Source organism: Lentzea sp. NPDC059081 (genome assembly GCF_042738015.1).
Lineage (GTDB): Bacteria > Actinomycetota > Actinomycetes > Mycobacteriales > Pseudonocardiaceae > Lentzea.
In genome coordinates, this window is record NZ_JBHYGW010000011.1 from 214,692 (window position 1) to 233,631 (window position 18,940).

The 18,940-nt window shown below is 70.2% G+C and carries 26 protein-coding genes and 1 pseudogene; 8 read left to right on the plus strand and 19 right to left on the minus strand.

Annotated elements, in window-relative coordinates; all coding sequences use genetic code 11:
- Nucleotides 1-238 precede the first annotated feature (238 nt).
- Nucleotides 239-1,318: a hydrolase gene (locus ACFWV3_RS24930; RefSeq protein WP_382414132.1), complete on the minus strand. Its 1,080-nt coding sequence runs from the start codon at nt 1,316-1,318 to the stop codon at nt 239-241.
- A 24-nt stretch (nt 1,319-1,342) separates the two neighbouring features.
- Complete coding sequence (locus ACFWV3_RS24935; protein ID WP_382414134.1) at nt 1,343-1,768, minus strand: nuclear transport factor 2 family protein; 426 nt, start codon at nt 1,766-1,768, stop codon at nt 1,343-1,345.
- 164 nt (nt 1,769-1,932) lie between these two features.
- On the opposite strand from ACFWV3_RS24935, the gene ACFWV3_RS24940 reads away from it, so the two are divergent.
- Complete coding sequence (locus tag ACFWV3_RS24940; RefSeq protein WP_382414137.1) at nt 1,933-2,415, plus strand: SRPBCC domain-containing protein; 483 nt, start codon at nt 1,933-1,935, stop codon at nt 2,413-2,415.
- Nucleotides 2,416-2,636: 221 nt separating this feature from the next.
- Nucleotides 2,637-3,464 carry an NAD(P)H-binding protein gene (locus ACFWV3_RS24945; protein ID WP_382414139.1) on the plus strand — a complete coding sequence of 276 codons (828 nt, stop codon included), beginning with the start codon at nt 2,637-2,639 and terminating at the stop codon, nt 3,462-3,464.
- 60 nt (nt 3,465-3,524) lie between these two features.
- Here the strand turns inward: ACFWV3_RS24945 and ACFWV3_RS24950 are convergent, their stop codons facing one another.
- Nucleotides 3,525-3,980, minus strand: coding sequence for a hypothetical protein (locus tag ACFWV3_RS24950; RefSeq protein WP_382414141.1), 456 nt, complete (start codon nt 3,978-3,980; stop codon nt 3,525-3,527).
- 203 nt (nt 3,981-4,183) lie between these two features.
- Between ACFWV3_RS24950 and ACFWV3_RS24955 the strand changes: the two genes are divergently transcribed.
- A complete protein-coding gene (locus ACFWV3_RS24955; protein WP_382414143.1) occupies nt 4,184-4,657 on the plus strand; it encodes a hypothetical protein in 474 nt (157 codons plus the stop codon).
- A 68-nt stretch (nt 4,658-4,725) separates the two neighbouring features.
- On the opposite strand, the gene ilvN is transcribed toward ACFWV3_RS24955, so the two are convergent.
- The 3 genes and pseudogenes from ilvN to ACFWV3_RS24970 all read right to left on the minus strand — a co-directional run bounded on the left by ilvN (nt 4,726) and on the right by ACFWV3_RS24970 (nt 7,537).
- Nucleotides 4,726-4,992, minus strand: coding sequence for an acetolactate synthase small subunit (gene ilvN, locus ACFWV3_RS24960; protein WP_382414145.1), 267 nt, complete (start codon nt 4,990-4,992; stop codon nt 4,726-4,728).
- Nucleotides 4,992-6,710: pseudogene (locus tag ACFWV3_RS24965) on the minus strand (acetolactate synthase large subunit); the annotation flags it as partial. The gene ilvN and the pseudogene ACFWV3_RS24965, both read right to left, overlap by 1 nt.
- A gap of 11 nt (nt 6,711-6,721) precedes the next feature.
- Nucleotides 6,722-7,537, minus strand: a complete 816-nt coding sequence (locus ACFWV3_RS24970; protein ID WP_355302632.1) for an AfsR/SARP family transcriptional regulator — start codon at nt 7,535-7,537, stop codon at nt 6,722-6,724.
- A 521-nt stretch (nt 7,538-8,058) separates the two neighbouring features.
- Between ACFWV3_RS24970 and ACFWV3_RS24975 the strand changes: the two genes are divergently transcribed.
- Nucleotides 8,059-9,033: a sensor histidine kinase gene (locus ACFWV3_RS24975; protein ID WP_382414147.1), complete on the plus strand. Its 975-nt coding sequence runs from the start codon at nt 8,059-8,061 to the stop codon at nt 9,031-9,033.
- Nucleotides 9,034-9,102: 69 nt separating this feature from the next.
- Here the strand turns inward: ACFWV3_RS24975 and ACFWV3_RS24980 are convergent, their stop codons facing one another.
- From ACFWV3_RS24980 to ACFWV3_RS24990, 3 genes are all read right to left on the minus strand, one after another.
- Nucleotides 9,103-9,708, minus strand: a complete 606-nt coding sequence (locus tag ACFWV3_RS24980; protein ID WP_090059851.1) for a DNA-binding response regulator — start codon at nt 9,706-9,708, stop codon at nt 9,103-9,105.
- 249 nt (nt 9,709-9,957) lie between these two features.
- Nucleotides 9,958-10,638: an SDR family NAD(P)-dependent oxidoreductase gene (locus tag ACFWV3_RS24985; protein WP_382414150.1), complete on the minus strand. Its 681-nt coding sequence runs from the start codon at nt 10,636-10,638 to the stop codon at nt 9,958-9,960.
- A 66-nt stretch (nt 10,639-10,704) separates the two neighbouring features.
- Nucleotides 10,705-11,295, minus strand: coding sequence for a TetR/AcrR family transcriptional regulator (locus tag ACFWV3_RS24990; RefSeq protein WP_382414152.1), 591 nt, complete (start codon nt 11,293-11,295; stop codon nt 10,705-10,707).
- Nucleotides 11,296-11,382: 87 nt separating this feature from the next.
- Here ACFWV3_RS24990 and ACFWV3_RS24995 point away from each other — a divergent pair, with 87 nt between their 5' ends.
- Genes ACFWV3_RS24995 through lipA form a run of 3 tightly spaced genes read left to right on the plus strand, consistent with a single transcriptional unit; the run spans nt 11,383 to nt 13,647 of the window.
- The gene (locus ACFWV3_RS24995) at nt 11,383-11,691 is read left to right on the plus strand and encodes a hypothetical protein (protein ID WP_382414154.1); all 309 of its coding nucleotides are present in this window, start codon (nt 11,383-11,385) and stop codon (nt 11,689-11,691) included.
- A gap of 10 nt (nt 11,692-11,701) precedes the next feature.
- Nucleotides 11,702-12,592 (plus strand): oxidoreductase, encoded by an 891-nt coding sequence (locus tag ACFWV3_RS25000; protein ID WP_382414156.1) that lies wholly within the window; start codon nt 11,702-11,704, stop codon nt 12,590-12,592.
- Between the two features lie 53 nt (nt 12,593-12,645).
- Nucleotides 12,646-13,647, plus strand: coding sequence for a lipoyl synthase (gene lipA, locus ACFWV3_RS25005; protein WP_382414158.1), 1,002 nt, complete (start codon nt 12,646-12,648; stop codon nt 13,645-13,647).
- Between the two features lie 51 nt (nt 13,648-13,698).
- Here the strand turns inward: lipA and ACFWV3_RS25010 are convergent, their stop codons facing one another.
- Genes ACFWV3_RS25010 through ACFWV3_RS25050 form a run of 9 tightly spaced genes read right to left on the minus strand, consistent with a single transcriptional unit; the run spans nt 13,699 to nt 17,494 of the window.
- A complete protein-coding gene (locus tag ACFWV3_RS25010) occupies nt 13,699-14,238 on the minus strand; it encodes an alkaline shock response membrane anchor protein AmaP (RefSeq protein WP_382414160.1) in 540 nt (179 codons plus the stop codon).
- The gene (locus tag ACFWV3_RS25015; protein WP_382414161.1) at nt 14,235-14,753 is read right to left on the minus strand and encodes a DUF6286 domain-containing protein; all 519 of its coding nucleotides are present in this window, start codon (nt 14,751-14,753) and stop codon (nt 14,235-14,237) included. The genes ACFWV3_RS25010 and ACFWV3_RS25015 overlap by 4 nt, the downstream gene beginning before the upstream one ends.
- The gene (locus ACFWV3_RS25020; RefSeq protein WP_382414163.1) at nt 14,750-15,070 is read right to left on the minus strand and encodes an Asp23/Gls24 family envelope stress response protein; all 321 of its coding nucleotides are present in this window, start codon (nt 15,068-15,070) and stop codon (nt 14,750-14,752) included. Before ACFWV3_RS25020 ends, ACFWV3_RS25015 begins: the two co-directional genes overlap by 4 nt.
- A 2-nt stretch (nt 15,071-15,072) precedes the next feature.
- Nucleotides 15,073-15,249: a hypothetical protein gene (locus ACFWV3_RS25025; protein ID WP_382414165.1), complete on the minus strand. Its 177-nt coding sequence runs from the start codon at nt 15,247-15,249 to the stop codon at nt 15,073-15,075.
- A gap of 11 nt (nt 15,250-15,260) precedes the next feature.
- Nucleotides 15,261-15,710 (minus strand): Asp23/Gls24 family envelope stress response protein, encoded by a 450-nt coding sequence (locus ACFWV3_RS25030; protein WP_382414167.1) that lies wholly within the window; start codon nt 15,708-15,710, stop codon nt 15,261-15,263.
- A 57-nt stretch (nt 15,711-15,767) separates the two neighbouring features.
- Nucleotides 15,768-16,061 carry a hypothetical protein gene (locus tag ACFWV3_RS25035; RefSeq protein WP_382414169.1) on the minus strand — a complete coding sequence of 98 codons (294 nt, stop codon included), beginning with the start codon at nt 16,059-16,061 and terminating at the stop codon, nt 15,768-15,770.
- Nucleotides 16,055-16,402 (minus strand): Asp23/Gls24 family envelope stress response protein, encoded by a 348-nt coding sequence (locus tag ACFWV3_RS25040; protein ID WP_382414171.1) that lies wholly within the window; start codon nt 16,400-16,402, stop codon nt 16,055-16,057. The genes ACFWV3_RS25035 and ACFWV3_RS25040 overlap by 7 nt, the downstream gene beginning before the upstream one ends.
- A gap of 4 nt (nt 16,403-16,406) precedes the next feature.
- Nucleotides 16,407-16,946: an Asp23/Gls24 family envelope stress response protein gene (locus ACFWV3_RS25045; RefSeq protein ID WP_382414173.1), complete on the minus strand. Its 540-nt coding sequence runs from the start codon at nt 16,944-16,946 to the stop codon at nt 16,407-16,409.
- Entirely contained in the window at nt 16,937-17,494 is a 558-nt protein-coding gene (locus tag ACFWV3_RS25050) for an RNA polymerase sigma factor (RefSeq protein ID WP_382414175.1), read from the minus strand. Before ACFWV3_RS25050 ends, ACFWV3_RS25045 begins: the two co-directional genes overlap by 10 nt.
- A gap of 184 nt (nt 17,495-17,678) precedes the next feature.
- On the opposite strand from ACFWV3_RS25050, the gene ACFWV3_RS25055 reads away from it, so the two are divergent.
- A complete protein-coding gene (locus ACFWV3_RS25055) occupies nt 17,679-17,885 on the plus strand; it encodes a CsbD family protein (RefSeq protein ID WP_382414177.1) in 207 nt (68 codons plus the stop codon).
- A 26-nt stretch (nt 17,886-17,911) separates the two neighbouring features.
- Here ACFWV3_RS25055 and ACFWV3_RS25060 read toward each other — a convergent pair whose 3' ends face one another.
- A complete protein-coding gene (locus ACFWV3_RS25060; RefSeq protein ID WP_382414179.1) occupies nt 17,912-18,937 on the minus strand; it encodes a saccharopine dehydrogenase family protein in 1,026 nt (341 codons plus the stop codon).
- Between the last annotated feature and the right edge of the window lie 3 nt (nt 18,938-18,940).

Here is an 18,940-nt window from a genome sequence, read left to right on the forward strand (position 1 = left end):
CTGATGTTTCGCTGCGCACGAACGCCGGTGAGGTGCGGGTCCTGACTACTCGCCGCGGCTGGAAGGCCGGTCGAGCCGAAGGGGTCCCACCTCCCCGCGTCCGGTGGCGACGACTGCCGGTCGAGCAACCAGCGTGGCCTCACGCGCTTGAGGCGCGGTCAGGTCGTGGCGGAGCGGCCGGGGCACGCCGAGGGCCCCGGCGCCGGGAGGGAGGCGCCAGGGCCGGGCGGTGCGCCGGTCAGCCGTACAGCGACGCCGGGTAGGTGCGCACGGACGCGGTCTCGTACCGCAGCGCCACGTGGCTGGAGCTGCTCACCACGTCGCGCCAGAACCGTTGCAGCGCACCGCCTTCCGCGAGTCCGCTGGTGCCGGCGGCCCGCACCAGGCCACCGACCGCGTCGACCAGGACCTCGGCCGCGTAGGCGACGTTGCGCTCGTTGCGCGCCATCGCGGCCGGGGTGAACTCGCGGTCGTCGAGCACCCCGGCGTTCTGCTCGACGAGCAGCTTCGCCGACTCGACCTGGCCGGACGCGCGGACCAGGTCGACCGCGGACGTCACGGCCTGCTTCTTCCCCGACAGCACCGAGACGCACGCTTCGAGCGCTCCCATCGCCGCACCGACGGCCGGGGCGGCGAACGTGAGGCCGCCGACCGCCTGGAACGGGACGTTGTGGCTCTCCACCGGCGACCAGCTGGTGCCGGTGACGAGATCCGCGCGGGAGAACGACAGGTGGGACGGCACGAACACGTCGTCCACCACCACGGAGTGGCTGCTGGTCGCCTTCATGCCGACGCTGTCCCACGTCTCCAGCACGGTGAAGTCCTTGCGCGGCAACGCGAAGAAGCGGCCCTCGTCGCCGACCATGCCGCACAGCAGCGCCCAGTCGGCGAAGTCGACGCCGCTGACGTAGAGCCACCGGCCGCTGACCCGGTGCCCGCCGTCCACCTCGACGCCCTTGCCCATGGGCGGCTGCCCGGTCACGACGAACGTGTCGGGGCCGGACGCCCAGATCTCGTCGTGGCCCCGTTCCGGCAGCAGCGCCGCGAACCGGGACGAGAAGGCCGACAGCGAGGCGCACCACGCCGCGGACGCACACCCCTGGCCCACCAGGAAGACAGCCTGGGTCAGCTCGGCGAACGACCCCTCCGAGCCACCACGCGCGGCTGCGACGAAGTGCCGCGCGAACCCGGCTTCGCGCAGTGCGTCCACGACCTCGGGAGCGAGCTTGCGGGTGGCGTCCGCCTGCGCCGCGTGCTCGGCGGCGATCAGCTTCACCTTCTCCGCGGCAGCGGCCAGCCCGACGTTCTGAGCAGTCACCTCGTCACCTCCTGGAGAACGCGGTCAGGCTGCCTGGACGGGCAGGTCGCGGTGGATCGTGCGGGACCTGGTGTAGAGCACGCCGTCGATCCGCACGAGCACGTCCTCGATGGAGAACGTCGGCTCGAAGCTGACCTGGCCCTCCTCGGTGGTGCGCGTGACGAGGGACGCGTAGCTGACGTGCAGCGTGTTCTCGTCGACCTCGTCGATCAGGTAGTGGTCGTTCCAGTGCCGCACGGCGACGCCCTTGTAGCGGGGCAGCGCGGCGCTCGCACCGGCGATCAGGGCGGCACGACCCTCGACCCGCTCGTCGCGGTGGGCGTGGTCGGTGACCCCGTCCTCGGTGAACGTCTGGGCGTAGCCCTCGACGTCCAGCGCGTCGAGCAGCCGCATCTGGCGGGCGTAGAACGTCTGGACCTCGATGTGGACCGCAACATTGACTGGGGACACGACAACTCCTCGGTCTGCCGGTTTCGCTGCCGCGAATATGGGTGCCGCCACTGGACATCCGGTCGAGCCGTCCTGGTTCCACCCCGGTTCCAGGTGGGGTTGAGACAAACCGGGCACGGTCGAGCGCGACATCACCCATCCCAGAAACTCGCGAGGAGGGCCCCATGGCCTCAACTCCCGATGTCGCCAAGTCGGTGACGGTCGAGGCGACGATCGAGCAGGCGTTCGAGATCTTCGCGTCGAAGCCGATCGAGTGGTGGCCGGAGTCGCACGTGTTCGTGAAGGACCGGCAGGCCATCACGATCGAGCCGGTCGTCGGCGGACGCTACTTCGAGCGCGGTGCGGACGGCGAGGAGATCGCCTGGGGCACCATCACCGAGTGGGAGCCGCCGAAGCGCCTCGTCATGACGTGGCGGGTCGGCCCCTACTGGCAGCCGATCTTCGAGGACGAGAACGCGTCGTTCATCAAGGTCGACTTCGAGGCCGTCGGCCCGACGACCACGAAGGTCACGCTGACCCACGCCGACCTGCACCGCCACGGCGAGATCGCCGAGGGCATCCATAAGGCGCTGGACGGCCCGTCACCCGGCGAGACGCTGGAGAAGTACGCCGCCGTGGTCGACCGGCACGTCCCCAAGGCTGCCTGAGAGAACCCAGACTCGCAGGCGTGCAAGAAGAACGTGGCCGTCGCAACTCCCCGTCCGGGGGTTGCGGCGGCCACGTTGTTTTTCCGGGTCGTTTTTCTGGGCTGGTTGTTTCCGCACGTCGCCCGTGGTGGCCTGAAGCCCGGTCCAGCGCCGTTCTAGTGACCGCCTGGACACTGAGCGTGATCAGCCATTCAGACGAACACCCAGACCGGGAGATCCACATGACCATCCTCGTCACCGGGGCGCGCGGCAACGTCGGCCGTCGTGTGCTCCAGGGGCTCTACGCGGCGGGTCACAGCCTCCGCGCGTCCGGCAGGAACCCGGCGGAGCTCGACGTGCCCGCCGGAGTGGAGACCGTCGCACTCGACCTCAACGACCAGGAGACCTTCGTCGCGGCCCTCGCGGGTGTCTCCAAGGTCCTGCTCTACGCGGAGCCGGACGGCATCGTGAAGTTCCTCGACGAGGCCGAGAAGGCCGGCGTCGAGAAGGTCGTCCTGCTGTCGTCCAGCACGGTCGGCACGCCCGGCGACCCGCTGGCGCACCACCACGAGGTCGCCGAGCAGGCGGTGGTCGCCTCCGGCCTCACCTACACGCTCCTGCGGCCCGGCGCGTTCATGAGCAACGCGTTCGGCTGGAGCTACTCGCTCAAGGCCGGCGACACCATCGACCAGGTCTTCCCCGAGGCGCAGATCGCGCCCGTGCACGAGGACGACATCGCCGACGTGGCGGTCGTCGCGCTCACCGAGTCGTCGCTCGACGACCAGGTCGTCACGCTGAGCGGCCCGGAGTCGCTGACCTTCCGGCAGCAGCTGGAGATCGTCGGCGAGGTGCTCGGCCGCACACTCGTGATCACCACCCAGAGCCGCGCCGAGGCCGAGGCGCAGATGAGCAACTTCGTGCCGCCGCCCGTCCTCGCCTCGCTGCTCGCGCAGTGGGAGGCCGCGGTCGGCGTCGTCGCGGACACCAGCGCCACCGCCGAGCGGGTCACCGGCAAGCCGGCCCGCACGTTCCGCCAGTGGGTGGAGGAGCACGCCGCCTTCCTGGCCTGACAGCGACAGGACGCGTGACCCGGGGCTGGGACGGCGGACCCGTCCCGGCCCCGGCCGAGCTCAGGCGCGGGTCATCGTGAAGACGATCGTCGACGTGCCCAGGTTCGTCCCGTCGACGAGGTAGAACGTGGACGGGCCGGAGCTGGTGAAGCTGTTCGGTCCACTTTGGACGCCGTCCTGGTCGAAGTCGACGTAGGCGAAGTAGGCGCCGTTCTCGTCGTAGACCTTCTCGCCGCGGATCCGGTAGTGGAACGTGTTGGTCCCGGTGAACCACCACGTGCCCTTCGTCGTGGTGTTCTGCTCGTTGGTGATGAACACGTTCCCGTTCGCCTTGAACACCAGCTGTGTCGGGTGGTCGCCGTCCGAGCGCGTCACCTGGCCTGTCCACGTGCCGACCGGGGTGCAGACGGTCGCGTTCGCCGTGGCGTCGAGGCCGGCCAGGGAGAGCAGGACCACGGCCGTGATGGCGGCGGCGCGGGTGAACAGGGTCGATCGTTTCGGAGTGAACGTCAGCATCTGTGTGGGCTCCCAACGGGTCTGCGTGCGGCGGACGCGCGCAACCGTGGAGCACTCCCCTGCAGAACGGCTGCAGCTCGGCTCGAACACGCCGTTCTCCGTGCACCACGAGCCTTCGGTCACCACCGGCACTACAGGGGTGTTTGAGCCGTGCGCACAACACTCGGCTGGTCCACCGCCCCACCCGACCGGAGGCACTCCCCATGAACGTCCGCAAGAAGGTACTGGCGGCCCTGGCGGCCTGTGCGCTCGCCGTCCCCGTGGTCGCGGCCGCTGGTGCCGAGGCGAAGCCCGACTACTCGACCGCGCTCGTCGGCCGCTGGGACCTCACGGTGACCATCCACATCCAGGAGCCGCCGCTCTACGCGCCGCTGTTCTGCGACTTCACCGCCGACTACCTGCTGCACTGCGTGACCAAGCCGGGCAACCCCGACCAGCTCGAGGGCCGCGGGGTCTGGACGATGGCCAAGGACGGCCAGTTCAGCTTCTGGATCACCCACCACGCGCACCGCGACGAGCAGGGCAACCCGGTCGGCTCGATCTACGCGAGCCACCTCGGCAAGATCAGCCCGAACAAGAAGAAGTTCACGACCCGCGCGCACACCTACATCGACATGCACGACGACTCCCCGTGGCAGGGCCCGGTCAACGTCGAGGGTGACGCGTTCCGCATCTGAAGGCCCCTGCGCCGCCCACGTGAAAACGCTCGGCTGGAACACCAGCCGAGCGTTTCGCGTGAGTGGACCTAGGCAGGGAGCTCCAGGGCCTCGTCGTGCGTGCGGTCGACGACGTTCTTCACGTCGACGATCCGGCCGAGCTGCTTCACGAGCTGCGAGAGCGTGCGGCCGGGCTGCAGCGCCACGTCCACGTCGAGGCGCGAGAGGTCGCCCCTGCCCGCCGGCGCGAGGCTCAGCGACTCGACGTCCACGCCGCGGCTCGAGAACAGGACCACGATCCGCGCCAGCGCGCCGGGTTCGTTGCGCAGCAACAGGGACAGCGAATGTCTGGTCATCACTCCACCTCGTCGAACAGGGGCCGGATGCCCCGCGCGGCCATGACTTCGTCGTTGCCCGTGCCGGCGGCCACCATCGGCCACACCTGGGCGTCCTGCCCCACCACGAAATCGATCACGACGGGCCGGTCGGTGACCGCCATCGCCTGGAGGATCGCACCGTCCACCTCGGACTGCTCCGAACACCGCAGACCGACGCAGCCCAGTGCCTCGGCCAGCTTCACGAAGTCGGGGTGGCGCTGGTGCGTGCCGAGCCCGGTGTTGGAGTAGCGGCCGTCGTAGAACAGGGTCTGCCACTGGCGGACCATGCCGAGGTTGCCGTTGTTGATGATCGCGACCTTGATCGGGAGGCCCTCGGCGGCACAGGTCGCGAGCTCCTGGTTCGTCATCTGGAAGCAGCCGTCGCCGTCGATCGCCCACACCGCGCGGTCCGGCGCGCCCGCCTGCGCCCCCATCGCCGCCGGCACGCCGAAGCCCATCGTGCCCGCGCCGCCGGAGTTGATGAACGAGCCGGGGCGTTCGTACCGCACGTACTGCGCCGCCCACATCTGGTGCTGACCGACGCCCGAGGTGTAGATGGCCTCGGGGCCGGCGAGCGTGCTGATCCGCTCGATCACGTACTGCGGCGCCAGCATGCCGTCCGGTGGCCAGTCGTAGCCCAGGGGGTAGGTGGCGCGCAGGCCGCCCAGGTAGTTCCACCACGCCGTGAGGTCGGGTGCCCTGGTGACCACCGCCGAGAGCGCGGCCAGCACGTCGCGGCAGTCGCCGACGATGCCGACGTCCGCCTTGCGGTTCTTGGAGATCTCGGCCGGGTCGATGTCGGCGTGCACCACCGCGGCGTGCGGGGCGAACTCCGGCAGCAGCCCGGTGACCCGGTCGTCGAACCGGGTCCCCAGCGCGATCAGCAGGTCGGACCGCTGCAGCGCGGCGACGGCGGGCACCGTCCCGTGCATGCCCGGCATCCCCAGGTGCAGCCGGTGCGAGTCCGGGAAGGCGCCGCGCGCCATCAGCGTGGTGACGACCGGGATCCCGGTCCTCTCCGCCAGCTTCCTCAGCTCCGCCGCCGCGCCGCTGCGGATCACGCCACCGCCGACGTAGAACACCGGCCGTTTCGACGACCCGATGAGCTGCGCGGCGTGGCGGACCTGCACCGGCGAGACCGCCGGCCGCGAGGGCGTCGTGAGCACCGGCGGTGTGTACGTCGTGGCGGAGGCCAGCACGTCCTTGGGCAGGTCCACCAGCACGGGGCCCGGCCGCCCCGAAGACGCGATCGTGAACGCCTCGGCGATCACGCGCGGAATCTCGGCCGGGTCGTGCACCTGGAAGCTGTGCTTGGTGATCGGCAGGGTGATGCTGCGGATGTCCGCCTCCTGGAAGGCGTCCGTGCCGATCACCGACCGGGCGACCTGCCCGGTGATCGCGACGATCGGGACGGAGTCCATGTACGCGTCCGCCAGCGGTGTCACCAGGTTCGTGGCACCGGGTCCCGACGTCGCCATGCAGACGCCCACCCGTCCGGTCGCCTGCGCGTACCCCTGGGCCGCATGCCCGGCGCCCTGCTCGTGGCGCACCAGCACGTGGCGGATCTTCACCGAGTCGAGCAGCGGGTCGTAGGCGGGCAGGATCGCCCCGCCCGGCATCCCGAAGATCACCTCGCAGCCGACGTCCTCGAGCGCCTTGACCAACGCACCTGCACCGGTGGTATCCACGGTTGCTCCCGAACTGTGTTTCAGCCCGCGAGCTGACGCTCCAGCTGGCGCGGGGACAGCGGCTTGTCGAGCGACGGCTCGGAGCTCAGGATCGCCCGCTGCAGCTGACGCAGCCTTTCGGACGGCTCAAGCCCCAGCTCCTCGATCAGCGTGTCCCGCAGCGACTGGTAGGCCTCCAGCGACTTCCACTGCCGGCCCGCCCGGTAGAGCGCGAGCATGTACTGCGCACACAGGTTCTCGTGCATCGGGTGCTGCGCGGTGAGCACGGACAGCTCGCTCAGCAGCGACTGGTGCTTGCCCAGCTGGAGGTCGGCCTCGATGCGGGTCTCCAGCACGCCGAGGCGGCTCTCCTGCAACCGGGTGACCTCCATGCCCAGGCGGACGCCGATCTGCACGTCCACCAGCACCGGCCCGCGCCACACCTCGGCGGCACTGCGCAGCAACCGGCTCGCGGACTCCAGGTCGCCGACCTCGAACGCCCGCTGACCCGCGCTCGCGAGCCGCTCGTAGCTGCGGACGTCGACGCTCTCCGGCGGGACGTCCAGCATGTAGCCGCCGTACCGGGTCACCAGGACGTTCTTCGCGACACCGGGGCCGTCGCCCGGCATGGCGGCCTCGATGCGCCTGCGCACCTGCAGCACGTAGGTCTGCAGCGTCGTGAGCGCGCTGCGGGGCGGTGTCATGCCCCAGAGTTCCTCGATCAGCGTCGGCACCGTGACGACGTGACCGGCCTGCAGTCCGAGCAGCGAGAGCACCTGCCTGGGCTTCACGGCGCTCGGCGCGATCGAGACGCCGTTCTCCCGTGCCTCCAGCGGTCCCAGAACCTTGATCTCCATTGGAGCCTCCCCTGCTCAGCGGCGGTCGACTTGGTCGTGCCGTCAAGTTCACCTGAGCCGGGCTATCGCCCGCCACGTATCCCGCCATGACTCTCGAGTGGCGAACTACTGCGCCGGGCGTGAGAAATTCATAGGCCCGAACGAACCCGAACCACTTCGGCGGGTGATCGATCAAGCACGTGCTGTGACAGGTCCGGGAAAATACTCCGCCATTGGCGTGACGCTGAGTCGCGAATCAATGCAACTTCACCTCCTTAACCGATTCAGTACACGTCCCGAACTGCCCTCGCCTGTCTAGTATTCGGCCTTGAGCGCGCGCCTAGGGGCGCGTTTGCTCCGGAGCGGGTGCTCTTGGGGGGCACGTGAATACATCGCCTGCGATACCGCGATACCGCGCGATCATCGTCGCGGTGTTCGTCGCGATCTGCCTGACCGACCTGACCCGCGCGCTACTTCTTGCCGGAGAGATCACCGAATTGGCGGTGTCGGCCATTGATTTGGCGCTACTTGTCCTACTGCAAGTGTCGTATTTCCGGCATCTGAGCGCTTTGCGACGACACCTCACATTGGCGGCCCAGGTGGTGCTGCTGGTGCTTCCTTATGTCGTCTTCGGACATTCCTGGGCGGGTGTCGCGGGCCTGGTGGCCGGCAACGCGCTGCTCGTCCTGCGCCCGGCGTTCGGCTGGCCCGCGTTCGCGGCCGTCGTGGTCGCCACGGGCCTCGCGGAGGCCGCCCACACCGAGGTCGAGGTGATGATGGCGACCGCCGCGATCGCCCTGCTGCTGGCGGGTCTCGCCACCGGCTTCGCCACCCACCGCGACTGGCCGGCCTCACCGACGCCCGCGCCGGCCGCCGCCGACCTGGTGGTGGAGGTCGCGGGCATCACGACCGCCGCGGTCGCCGCCGAACGCGTCCGCGTGGCCCGCGACCTGCACGACCTGCTCAGCTACAGCCTCAGCGCGATCAAGCTGAAGAGCGAGCTCGCCCAGCGCCTCGTCTCGGACAGCCGGGACGACGAGTGGGAGTACGTCCGGGAGCACATCAGCGATATATTGGATATCACTCACCACGCACTGGCCGACGTGCGCTCACTGGCCCGCGCCTACCGCCCGATCTCGCTCGCGACGACGTCGGACTCGGCCAAGGCGATGCTGGCGGCGTCGAACATCGACGTCCGCGTCGAGCTCAACCACGACCCGCTGCCGGAACCGGTCGAGACCGTCCTCGCCGCCGTGCTGTGCGAGGCCGTCACGAACGTCCTGCGCCACAGCGAGGCCAGCACCTGCACGATCGGCGTGCAGCAGTGCGGCACGACCGTCCTGCTCGACGTCATCAACGACGGCGCCGCCGACCGCGCCGCCTCCGCCGACTGCAACGGCGTGCGCAACCAGGCCGAACGCGTCCAGGCCGCCGGAGGCACGTTCACCGCCCGCCACATCGGCGACGGCTCGTTCCACGTGCACGCCGCGATCCCGGCGACGCCGTTCACGCCCTGACCGCGCGCCGGCGCGGCAGCGGCTTTTGACGTCGTCGGCAAAAGTCCTGTTGCGAGGGTCGGACAGCGGCTAGAACCAGCCGGACTTGCGGGCGATGCGCACCGCGTCGACGCGGTTGCGGGCGTCGAGCTTCGCCGTCGCCGCCGTCAGGTAGTTGCGGACGGTGCCGACGGACAGGAACAGCGTCGTGGCGATCTCGTTGGCGTCGGCGCCGTCGGAGGCGAGCCGGAGGACCTCGAGCTCGCGCGGGGTCAGCGGGCACTCGTCGGTGTCCCACGCGGACAGTGCCAGCTGGGAGTCGATCACGCGGCGTCCAACCGAGACTCCGCGAATGGCGTCGGCGAGCTCGCCGACGGGAGCGTCCTTGAGGATGAAGCCGTTGACCCGCGCGTTGAGCGCGCGCCGCAGAGTGCCGGGACGACCGAGGCTCGTGAGAATCAGGGTGCGCGTCTCGGGGGCGGTGTCGTGGATCACCGTGGCCGCGGAAAGACCGTCCATACCGGGCAGGTCGATGTCCAGGACCGCAACGTCCGGCTTGTTCTTCGCCACCGCCGACACGATTTCGTCACCGGTTGCCACGGACGCCACGACCTCAATATCCGGTTCGAGATTCAACAAAGCAACCAAAGCGCCTCGGACCATTTGCACGTCCTCGGCGAGTAGCACTCTGATCATCCGACCCCCTCTTACCCCCAGGTCACCAATTCGAGTTTTACACTCGGTGACCGCATGGGCAAGCGCGGGGTCCGGCCGCGCGGGGCGTTACTCCAGATGCGCGAGGAGCAATTGACAACACTAATCGGCGGATGACCTGGCGTCACCGGCCGCTCACAGCCAGGTGAGAACCGAAAAGCGAACCGGATCGGCTCGAGCGCTGTCCGAGTGCGAACCCGTACACGCGATTCGGCCCTCACCGCCGCGATGTCAGCGCGTCTCGCCCCACCGCTCCAGCAGTTCGAGACCGCCGTCGACGGTGATGACCTGACCCTGGATCCACGCGGCCTCGTCGGTGCAGAGCAGCGACACGGCGTTGGCGATGTCCTGGGGCAGGGTGACGCGGCCGGACGGGCTCTTGATCGCGAGCCGGTCGACCATCTCCGGGTCGATGTTCATGGGGCCGTTGTCGACGACGGTGGTGATGACGGCGTTGACGGCGACCTTGTACCAGGCCATCTCCAGGGCCAGCGTCCTGATCACGCCGTGCACCGGGGTCACCGAGTAGCCGGCGATCACCACCCGTCCCCCGTCCTGGAGGGTCTTGGCGAGCGGCTCGACGATGTTGAGCAACGGCGTCAGGTCGGGCGACACGGCGTGGTGCACGAAGACGTCCAGCTGGCCGCGTTCCTGCTTGATCCGCTCCAGCAGCGTCCGCACCGCGTTCTCGTCCTGGATGTCCAGCTGGGTGATCGCCACCGAGCCGGGCTTGCCCGCGAGCACGAGCTTCGCCCGCTCCAGGTCGACGTCGTCGTCGGAGGTCGTGAGGATGACGTGGGCGCCGTTGTCGCAGAGCTTGCTCGCGATGGCGAGCCCGAGCCCGTGCGTCCCCGACGTGACAAGGGCGATCTTGCCGTCGAGTCCCAGGCGCGTGTTGACCGGTTCGATCATGATGCTGACCACCTCGTTGTCCGCGTGGTGATCGACGGTCCGCCCGGCCGCTAGGGACGGACTCGACTACTTCTTGCGCAAACCCTCCAGAACGCGCAGGATCGCGCGTTCGACCTCACGCCCGGTGCGCTTCGGGTCGGACGAGCTCGCGATGGTGCCCGCGGCCGCGGACAACGCCCCGAACAGCAGCCGCGCCATGATCTCCACCGGCGCCTCCTCGATCTCGCCGGCGTCCACGAGCAGCTGCACGGCCGTGCGGAGCAGACCGAAGCTGAAGTGCTCCTCCGCCTCCCGCCAGCGCTCCCAGCCCATCACCACGGGCGCCTCGTGGACGATGATCCGCTGGTACTCGGGCTCCAGGCACTTGCGGACGTACGCCCGCACGCCCGCGATGGCGGTGTCCCAGGCCGGGCCGTCGCCGGTGACGACCGCCGTCAGCGACTCGATCGACTTCGTCTCGACCTGGGTGAACGCCGCCTCGAACAGCGCCTGCTTGCCGCTGAAGTGGTGATAAAGCGCGCCTTTCGTCACACGGGCGCGCTTCACGACCTCGTCGAGCGAGGTCGCGGCGTACCCGCGCTTGGTGAAGAGGTCGACCGCGCTGTCGACGAGCGCCTGCCTGGTCGACTCCGAGTACTCCGCACGCCTGGTTCGCACGGGCGAAACGTATCTCACATACCGACGGTACGTACCGGTGGTATGGTCGTGTCATACCGAGAGTATGCGAGAGACCGGGGGTACGAAATGGGCTGGGCACACCACTACCGCCGACGTGACGCGCTCGACGCCGTGCTGCGCGACGCCCGTCGCGACCCGGCCGCGCCGCTGATCGTGGATCCGGACGTCTTCGGTTCGCTGCACGAGCTGCTGCTGGCGCTCGACCACCGGTGGCAGAACAAGCTGACCGCCCGCATGGAGGCCGCCGCGCTGGAGGGCCGGGTGGACGAGGACGTCGTCACCGCGGAGCTCGCCGCCGACGAGCCGGTGCTGCGCGCGGTGCTGGACGCACATCTGTCGCTCGACACCTTCCGCTCGGTGGTTACCGGACGGTAGGAAGGACTCCATGAGCCGTTGGACCGAAGCCGACATCCCCGACCAGACCGGCCGCACCGTCCTGGTGACGGGCGCGAACTCCGGCCTGGGCCTGCGCACCGCCCAGGTGCTAGCGGCCAAGGGGGCCCACGTGCTCATGGGGTGTCGTTCGGTCCAGCGCGGAGAAGCAGCGTTGCGCACTGTCCACGGCTCAGCCGAGGTCCTGGAACTGGACCTCGCCGACCTCGAGTCGGTGCGCACGGCCGCAGAGAAGGTCGGCGCGCTCGACGTCCTCGTCAACAACGCCGGGATCATGGCCGTGCCCGCGAGCAGGACCATCGACGGCTTTGAACGCCAGTTCGGCACCAACCACCTGGGCCACGCAGCCCTGACGTTCCTGCTCCTGCCTGCGCTGCGGCAACGGCCCGGCGCGCGCGTCGTCACCGTCTCGTCGGTGATGCACCAGTACGGCCACATGGACTTCGACGACCCGAACTGGGACCGCCGCCCGTACAGCGCCCGCGCGGCCTACGGGCAGTCCAAGCTGGCCAACATCCTGTTCGCACGCGAGCTGGAGCGCCGCTCGCCGGACGTGACGTCCATCGCGGCGCACCCCGGCGCCACGGTCACCGAGCTCACCAACAACATGGCGAGCGCCCACAACTCGGTGCTCGTCCGCGTCGGCGGCAAGATCAGCCACCTGTTCTCGCAGTCCGTGGAGATGGGCACGCTGCCGCAGCTGTACGCGGCGACCTCCCCGGACGCGCGCGGCGGCCAGTACTACGGCCCGGACGGGTTCAACGGCCTGCGCGGCCACCCGACGGTCGCGCGCATGAGTGCCGCCGCCCGTGACGACCTCGCCGCGAACCGCCTGTGGGACCTCACCGTGAAGCTGACCGGGATCACACCGGACCTGCCCTGACTCTCAAGCGTGCGTGACGCCGGACACGCGGGGTCGCGGCGTAGGGTGAGGTCGTGACTGTGGTACCGGAGGGTCGGAAGCTGCTGCGGCTCGAGGTCCGCAACAGCCAGACGCCGATCGAGAAGAAGCCGTCCTGGATCAAGACGCGCGCGAAGATGGGCCCCGAGTACCGGGAGCTCAAAGGTCTGGTCAAACGCGAAGGCCTCCACACGGTCTGCGAAGAGGCCGGCTGTCCCAACATCTACGAGTGCTGGGAAGACCGCGAGGCCACGTTCCTGATCGGCGGCGAGCAGTGCACCCGGCGCTGCGACTTCTGCCAGATCGACACGGGCAAGCCCGCCGACCTCGACCGCGACGAACCCCGCCGCGTCGCCGAGTCGGTCCAGGCGATGGGCCTGCGCTACTCGACCGTCACCGGCGTCGCCCGCGACGACCTGGCCGACGGCGGCGCGTGGCTCTACGCCGAGACCGTCCGCCAGATCCACGAGATGAACCCCGGCACCGGCGTCGAGCTGCTGATCCCGGACTTCAACGCGGTCCCCGAGCAGCTGGCCGAGGTTTTCGAGTCCCGCCCCGAGGTGCTCGCGCACAACCTGGAGACCGTCCCGCGGATCTTCAAGCGCATCCGCCCCGCGTTCCGCTACGAGCGGTCGCTGGACGTCATCACGCAGGCGCGCGAGTTCGGCCTGGTCACCAAGTCCAACCTGATCCTCGGCATGGGCGAGACCCCGGACGAGGTCACCGAGGCGCTGGCCGACCTGCACGACGCGGGCTGCGACATCATCACCATCACGCAGTACCTGCGCCCCTCGCCGCGCCACCACCCGGTCGAGCGCTGGGTCAAGCCCGAGGAGTTCGTGCAGCACAAGGAGACGGCGGAGGAGATCGGCTTCCTCGGCGTCATGGCGGGCCCGCTGGTCCGCTCGTCCTACCGCGCCGGCCGCCTGTACGCGCAGGCGAAGCAGTCCCGTGGCGAGGAGCTGCCGGAGAACCTGCAGCACCTGCTCACGGTGTCGGCGTCCCAGGAGATCACGAGCCTCCTCGCGCCCCGCTAGTTCCCGCTGACAGCACAGAAGCCCAGGTCAAAAGACCTGGGCTTCTGGTTTTCACCGAACGCGCGCACCGGCTTTCGCCGCGGCCACCCGGAACTCCACGGTGGCCCGCAGGTCCGGTGTCTCCAGCGCCTCCCGCAGCCGCGGCAGGCCCTCGTCGTCGATGCGGCGGCGGATCCCCCGCAGATCGGCGTCGCCGTGGGCGCGCACGACGAGGGCCAGGTTCGGTGCCGTGCGCGGGCCGGTCAGCTCGGCGTCGACCTTGCGCACGCCGGGGTAGGCGGCGACCTCCTCGGCGAACGGCGCGGCGGCCGTCGACGAGGAGAGACGAGTGGCGCCGGCCTCCTCCGCCCAGCGCCAGCTCGCGACCTTGCGCCGCGGAACCTGGGCGAGCAGCCACCGCAGGCAGAGCAGCGCGAGCACCACCGCCGCGGCGGCGACGACCACGAGCACCCACGTCGGCGGCAGCGCCGTGCCGGGCACCAGGGCGGCGTCCCGGTCCACCCTGGGCACGACCCCGAAGTGCACCGCGACCGCGGCACCGCCCGCGAGCAGCAGGACCAGGCCCAGCAGGCCGAGCAGGAAGCGGTTCACGACGTGCTCCTCAGCTCCTTGACCCGCACCACGACCTGAGGCGGCCGGGCGAGGGCGAACTCACCGACACGGTTCTCGACGGCCGCGCGGACGGTGTCCCCGAGGCCGTCCACGACGGAACGCCGGGTGCGCACCACCGCCTTCACCTTGCGGCGGCCGGCTTTCACCGCCGCGGACTCGACGCCGTCGACGTGGGCGGCGAGCCGCACGGCGTTGCGCAGCCCGCGCAACGACACCGCCGTGTGCTCGTCGAGCGCGGCCGTCCTGGCGCGGCCGGGCACGACCGCCGCCAGGAACAGCAGCAACCCGACGGCCGCGACGACCCCGCCCGCCACGACCACCTCCCGCGACGACCACGTCGTGTCGTGCAGCCGCGCCACCACCGCGTCGTAGGACAGCAGCGGTGTCTCGCCGAGGGCGAGCTGGATCGCGCAGACCGCGACCACGACCGAGACGGCCAGCAGCATCAGCGCAGTCAGGGTGGCGGGCAGGACCCGCCGTGAGCGACGAGTCACAACACCCTCCCCGCGGCAGCCGTCTCCACGCGCAACACGTCGACCGACACGTCCACGACGGACACCCGCAGTCCCGTCAACGCTCCGACGCGGTCGACGAGGTGGGCGCGCACCCGTGCGGCCGTCGACGCGACCGGCGCCGGGTACCGCAGGTCGAGGCGCGCGTCCAGCGCGGCCACTCCCCCGGTGACGCGCGCGGTGACCTCGGCCCCGAGCACGTCCGGCACCTCCAGCGCGGCGCGGCCGGCGATGCGGCCCACCGCGCGGTCCGCGACCGTGGTCAGACCCGGCTGGACGGCAACGAGCGATGCGGTCATCGTCAGTCCCGATCCCTGCCGAGCAGCTGCGCCAGGTCGAGCTTGCCCTCGGCGACGCGGCCGGCCACGAGGCCGATCGCGCCGAAGACGAGCACGAGCAGGAACGCGCTGAAGCCCCCGAACGCCGCGGCCAGACCGAGCGCGAGCCCGGTCAGCAGGCCCAGTGCGGTGGTGCTCATGGCGTTCTCCCTCACTGGACGCGAGCGGGTTCGGGCTTCTCTTCGCCCTCGTTGTCACTCGGGATGTGCACGTCGTTGACGTTGATGTTGACCTCGACGACCTCGAGGCCGGTGATCTGCTCGATCGCGGTGATCACGTTGCCACGCACCGACTTCGCGAGGTCCGCGATCGGGACGCCGTACTCGACGACGAGCTCGAGGTCGACCGCCGCCTGCTTCTCGCCGACCTCGACCGACACGCCCTGGCCCGCACTCGCGGTGGCGCCGGGGATCCGGTCGCGCAGCGCGCTCAGCGCACGGGTGGCGCCGCCGCCCAGCGCGTGCACCCCGCGGATCTCCCGCGCGGCGAGGCCGGCGACCTTCTGCACCACGACGTCCGCGATGGTCGTCGATCCCTTGTCCGTCACCAGCTTGCCGCCGGCCGCCACGACACCGTTCTTCTCCACCGTCTGCGTGCTCATCGCTTTCCCTTCCGTCGAAGTGCCCACAACTCAAGGACACGGGTCGCGCCGGAAACGTCACGCCCCGTTCAGGTGATCGAAGGCACGTTTGTCCACATCGGTCACCACGATCCGCAACACCGCGCGTTCCCATTGCGTGCCAACGAGAACCGACCGCAGCACCTCGCCCGCCTCGACGAGCGGCAGCGGCAGCCTGGTGGCGACGACGCGGACGCACACCAGGTCGTCCTCGACGTCCACGGCCACCGCGTCGACGTCCCACGGGATCCACGACCGCGCGGGCTCCGGTGCCGACGGCCGCAGCCCGTCCACCTTTCCCAGCGCCTTCACCAGCTCCGCCACGATCACCATGCGACGTCCACCACCGTGACGAGAACCGACTCCACCTCGACACCGGTCAGCTCCGGCACGACCGCGCGCACCGACCGCTGCACGGCGCCGGCCACCGCGGCCGCCTGGTCCAGACCCGAGATCACCACGTCCACCTCCAGCACCGCGGCCGCGCCCGACCACCGCACGCGCACACCCTCGACGGGTGCGGGCTGCAACCCCTTGATCTGCTGCCGCGCCGTGCGCACCACCGAACTCACCAGGCCCGCCACGCCGGGCTGCACGCGCACACCGGCGACCCGTTCGGCCGCGTGCACCGCGACCGCCGCCACAGCCGGCGCGGACACGACTGTCTCGATCACTCGCTCACCCTTCGAGAACGTCCGACACGACGAGGTCCAGGCGGGCGAGCCGCACACCGATCCGCGCGGAGGCCGCGGCCAGCACCCGCCGCCGCACCTCCTCGTACGCCGCGACCGTGACCCGTGCGGTGATCGCGATGCTGAGCTCGACCTCGATCACCGGGTCCAGCCCGGTCGACTCCGGGGCCTCGACGACCCGGCAGCCCCGCGCGCGCACGCCGTCCACGCCGTCCGCCGCGTAGCGCAGCACCGCCGCGACCGCCCGCGTGCTGATCCGCGCCAGTCCGTCGCCGGGCAACGGCACGACGTCCGAACGCCGCACGTCGGCGCGCACGGCGGACATGACCCGGCTGACCAGGTCGGCCGGCGGCTCGAGCTCCTCGCGGGCCATCTCGTCGGTGGCCGCGCGCAGCACCAGCAGGCTCTCCCGCACGGCGGCGCAGTGCGGGCACGACCGCGTGTGCTCGTCGGAGAGGTCGATCACCTCCCAGACCTGTTCGACGTCCCGCCCGCACGGCAGGTCGTAGTCGGACGTCACCGCCACGGTGCCATCACCTCCGCGAGTTGAGCCCGTGCCCGCGCGAGCCTGCCGCGCACCGCCTGCTGGGTCGTGCCGATCGCGTCGGCGATCTCGTCGTAGGACCGGCCGTGGACCTCGCGCAGCACCCAGCACGCCCGCTGTTCCGGTGTGAGGCCGCGCAGTGCGGCTTGCAGCGCGTCGAGCTGCGCGTTCACCTCCACCGCGCGGTCGGGCCGGGTGCGCGGTGCCGCCGACTCGTGCTCGTCGAGCTCCGTGTCGGTGTGCGGCTTGCGCTTGCGCAGCACGTTCAGGCACTGGTTGGTGGTCGTGCGGTAGAGCCAGCCGACGAACGCCCCGTCGTCCTGGAGCTGTCCGAGACGCCGCCACGCGGTCAGGAAGACGTCCTGCACCGCGTCCTCGGCATCGCCGCTGCTGCCCACGATGCGCAGCGCCAGCCGGTACATCGGCCCCTGGTAACGGCGGACCAGCTGCTCGTAAGCACGCACGTCGCCGTCACGGGACCTAGCCACCAGCGTGGCATCGTCGAGTGCGGCTGCCTCGGCCACGCTCATGCGCACACCCCCGCCCATTTTTCTCCGTCGTCCGATGGACACGTTCGATCGCGGAACGTCACGCGGTTCCACAATTTCCCGGTCGTGAGCACCCTCACCCGGTTTTCACCCGACAGTGGCGTGACGGTGCCCTGGTCAGGCGTGTCGAACCGGTGTCAACGAACTTCTGCTGGAGGAGGACCCGATGTCGCTGTCGGACAAGATCGGCAACAAGGCGGAGGAGCTCGGCGGCAAGGCCAAGGAGACCGCGGGCGAGGTCACCGGCGACGAGCAGCTCGCCGACGAGGGCCGCGCCGACCAGGCCAAGGCGGCGCTGAAGGACGGCGTGGAGAAGGTGAAGGACGCGGTCGGCGGGGTCGTCGACAGCGTCGCCAAGCACCTCAAGAAGTAGGGCACCTCAAGAAGTAGTGCGGGGCCTCAGCTGAAGCGGATCTGCCCCGCGACGACGCCGTCGAGCTCGCGCACGAAGCCGGCACCGAACGCGCTGGACGGCGTGTGCGAGCCCGGCGCGACGTCGTGGATCTTCCCGATCGCGCGGAGCACCGAGTCGGCGGTGAGGCTGTAGGCGTTCGGCGTGGTGATCGCGCACTCGACCTTGGTCTTGGCGTCCCACGCCTCGCCGAACACCTCGGCCCGCGTGTTGGCGCGCTTGCGCTCGTCGGGCCCCTTCACCTTGCCGGCGACGTTCTTGGCGAGGTTCTGCACGAGCGAGGTCTGCAGCACGGGGGCGAAGAGCTGCTGCAGCTGACCGAGCACGCCGGGCACGGTCGTGAACGTCGTGATGTTCGGGATGCCGGTCGACCGGTAGGCGGTGCTGACGTCACCCCACGGGATGCTGCCGACCTCGCGCGGCCCTGACCGGAAGTAGGCGGTGCGCCTGCGGTGCCCGATGCGCACGCTCCTCAGGTCACCGTTCACCCGGATCCGCCCACCGACGGCGGCGGCCTCGACGGACGTCTTGGTGGTGCCCGCGCTGGCCCCGCCTCCGACGACGAACGCGAGGTCGAGGTGCGTGGCGGTCGGCAGGGCTTCCTTGAGCATCGCGGCCACGCAGTCCGTGGGCACGACGTCGAACCCCGCACCGGGCAACAACACGACGCCCGCCTTGCGCGCGTCGATGTGCCGCAGGCTCACGGACTCGAAGACGTCGATCTCGCCCGTGATGTCGAGATAGTGCGTACGGCTCTTCAGGCAGGCATCGACCATCGCGTCGGACGTCTGCGAGAACGGCCCCGCACAGTGCACGACGACGTCGATGTCCCCGAGGTTCCCCCTCGCGTTCTCGAGGCTGAACGCGCGGTGCTCCAGCCCGAGTGCGGCGGCGACCGGTTCGACCTTCTCGCGTGAACGGCCGGCGAGCACGGGCCGTTCCCCGCGCTGGACCGCGAGCTCCGCGATCAGCCGGCCGGTGTAGCCGTTGGCGCCGTAGACCATCCACGTCATGCC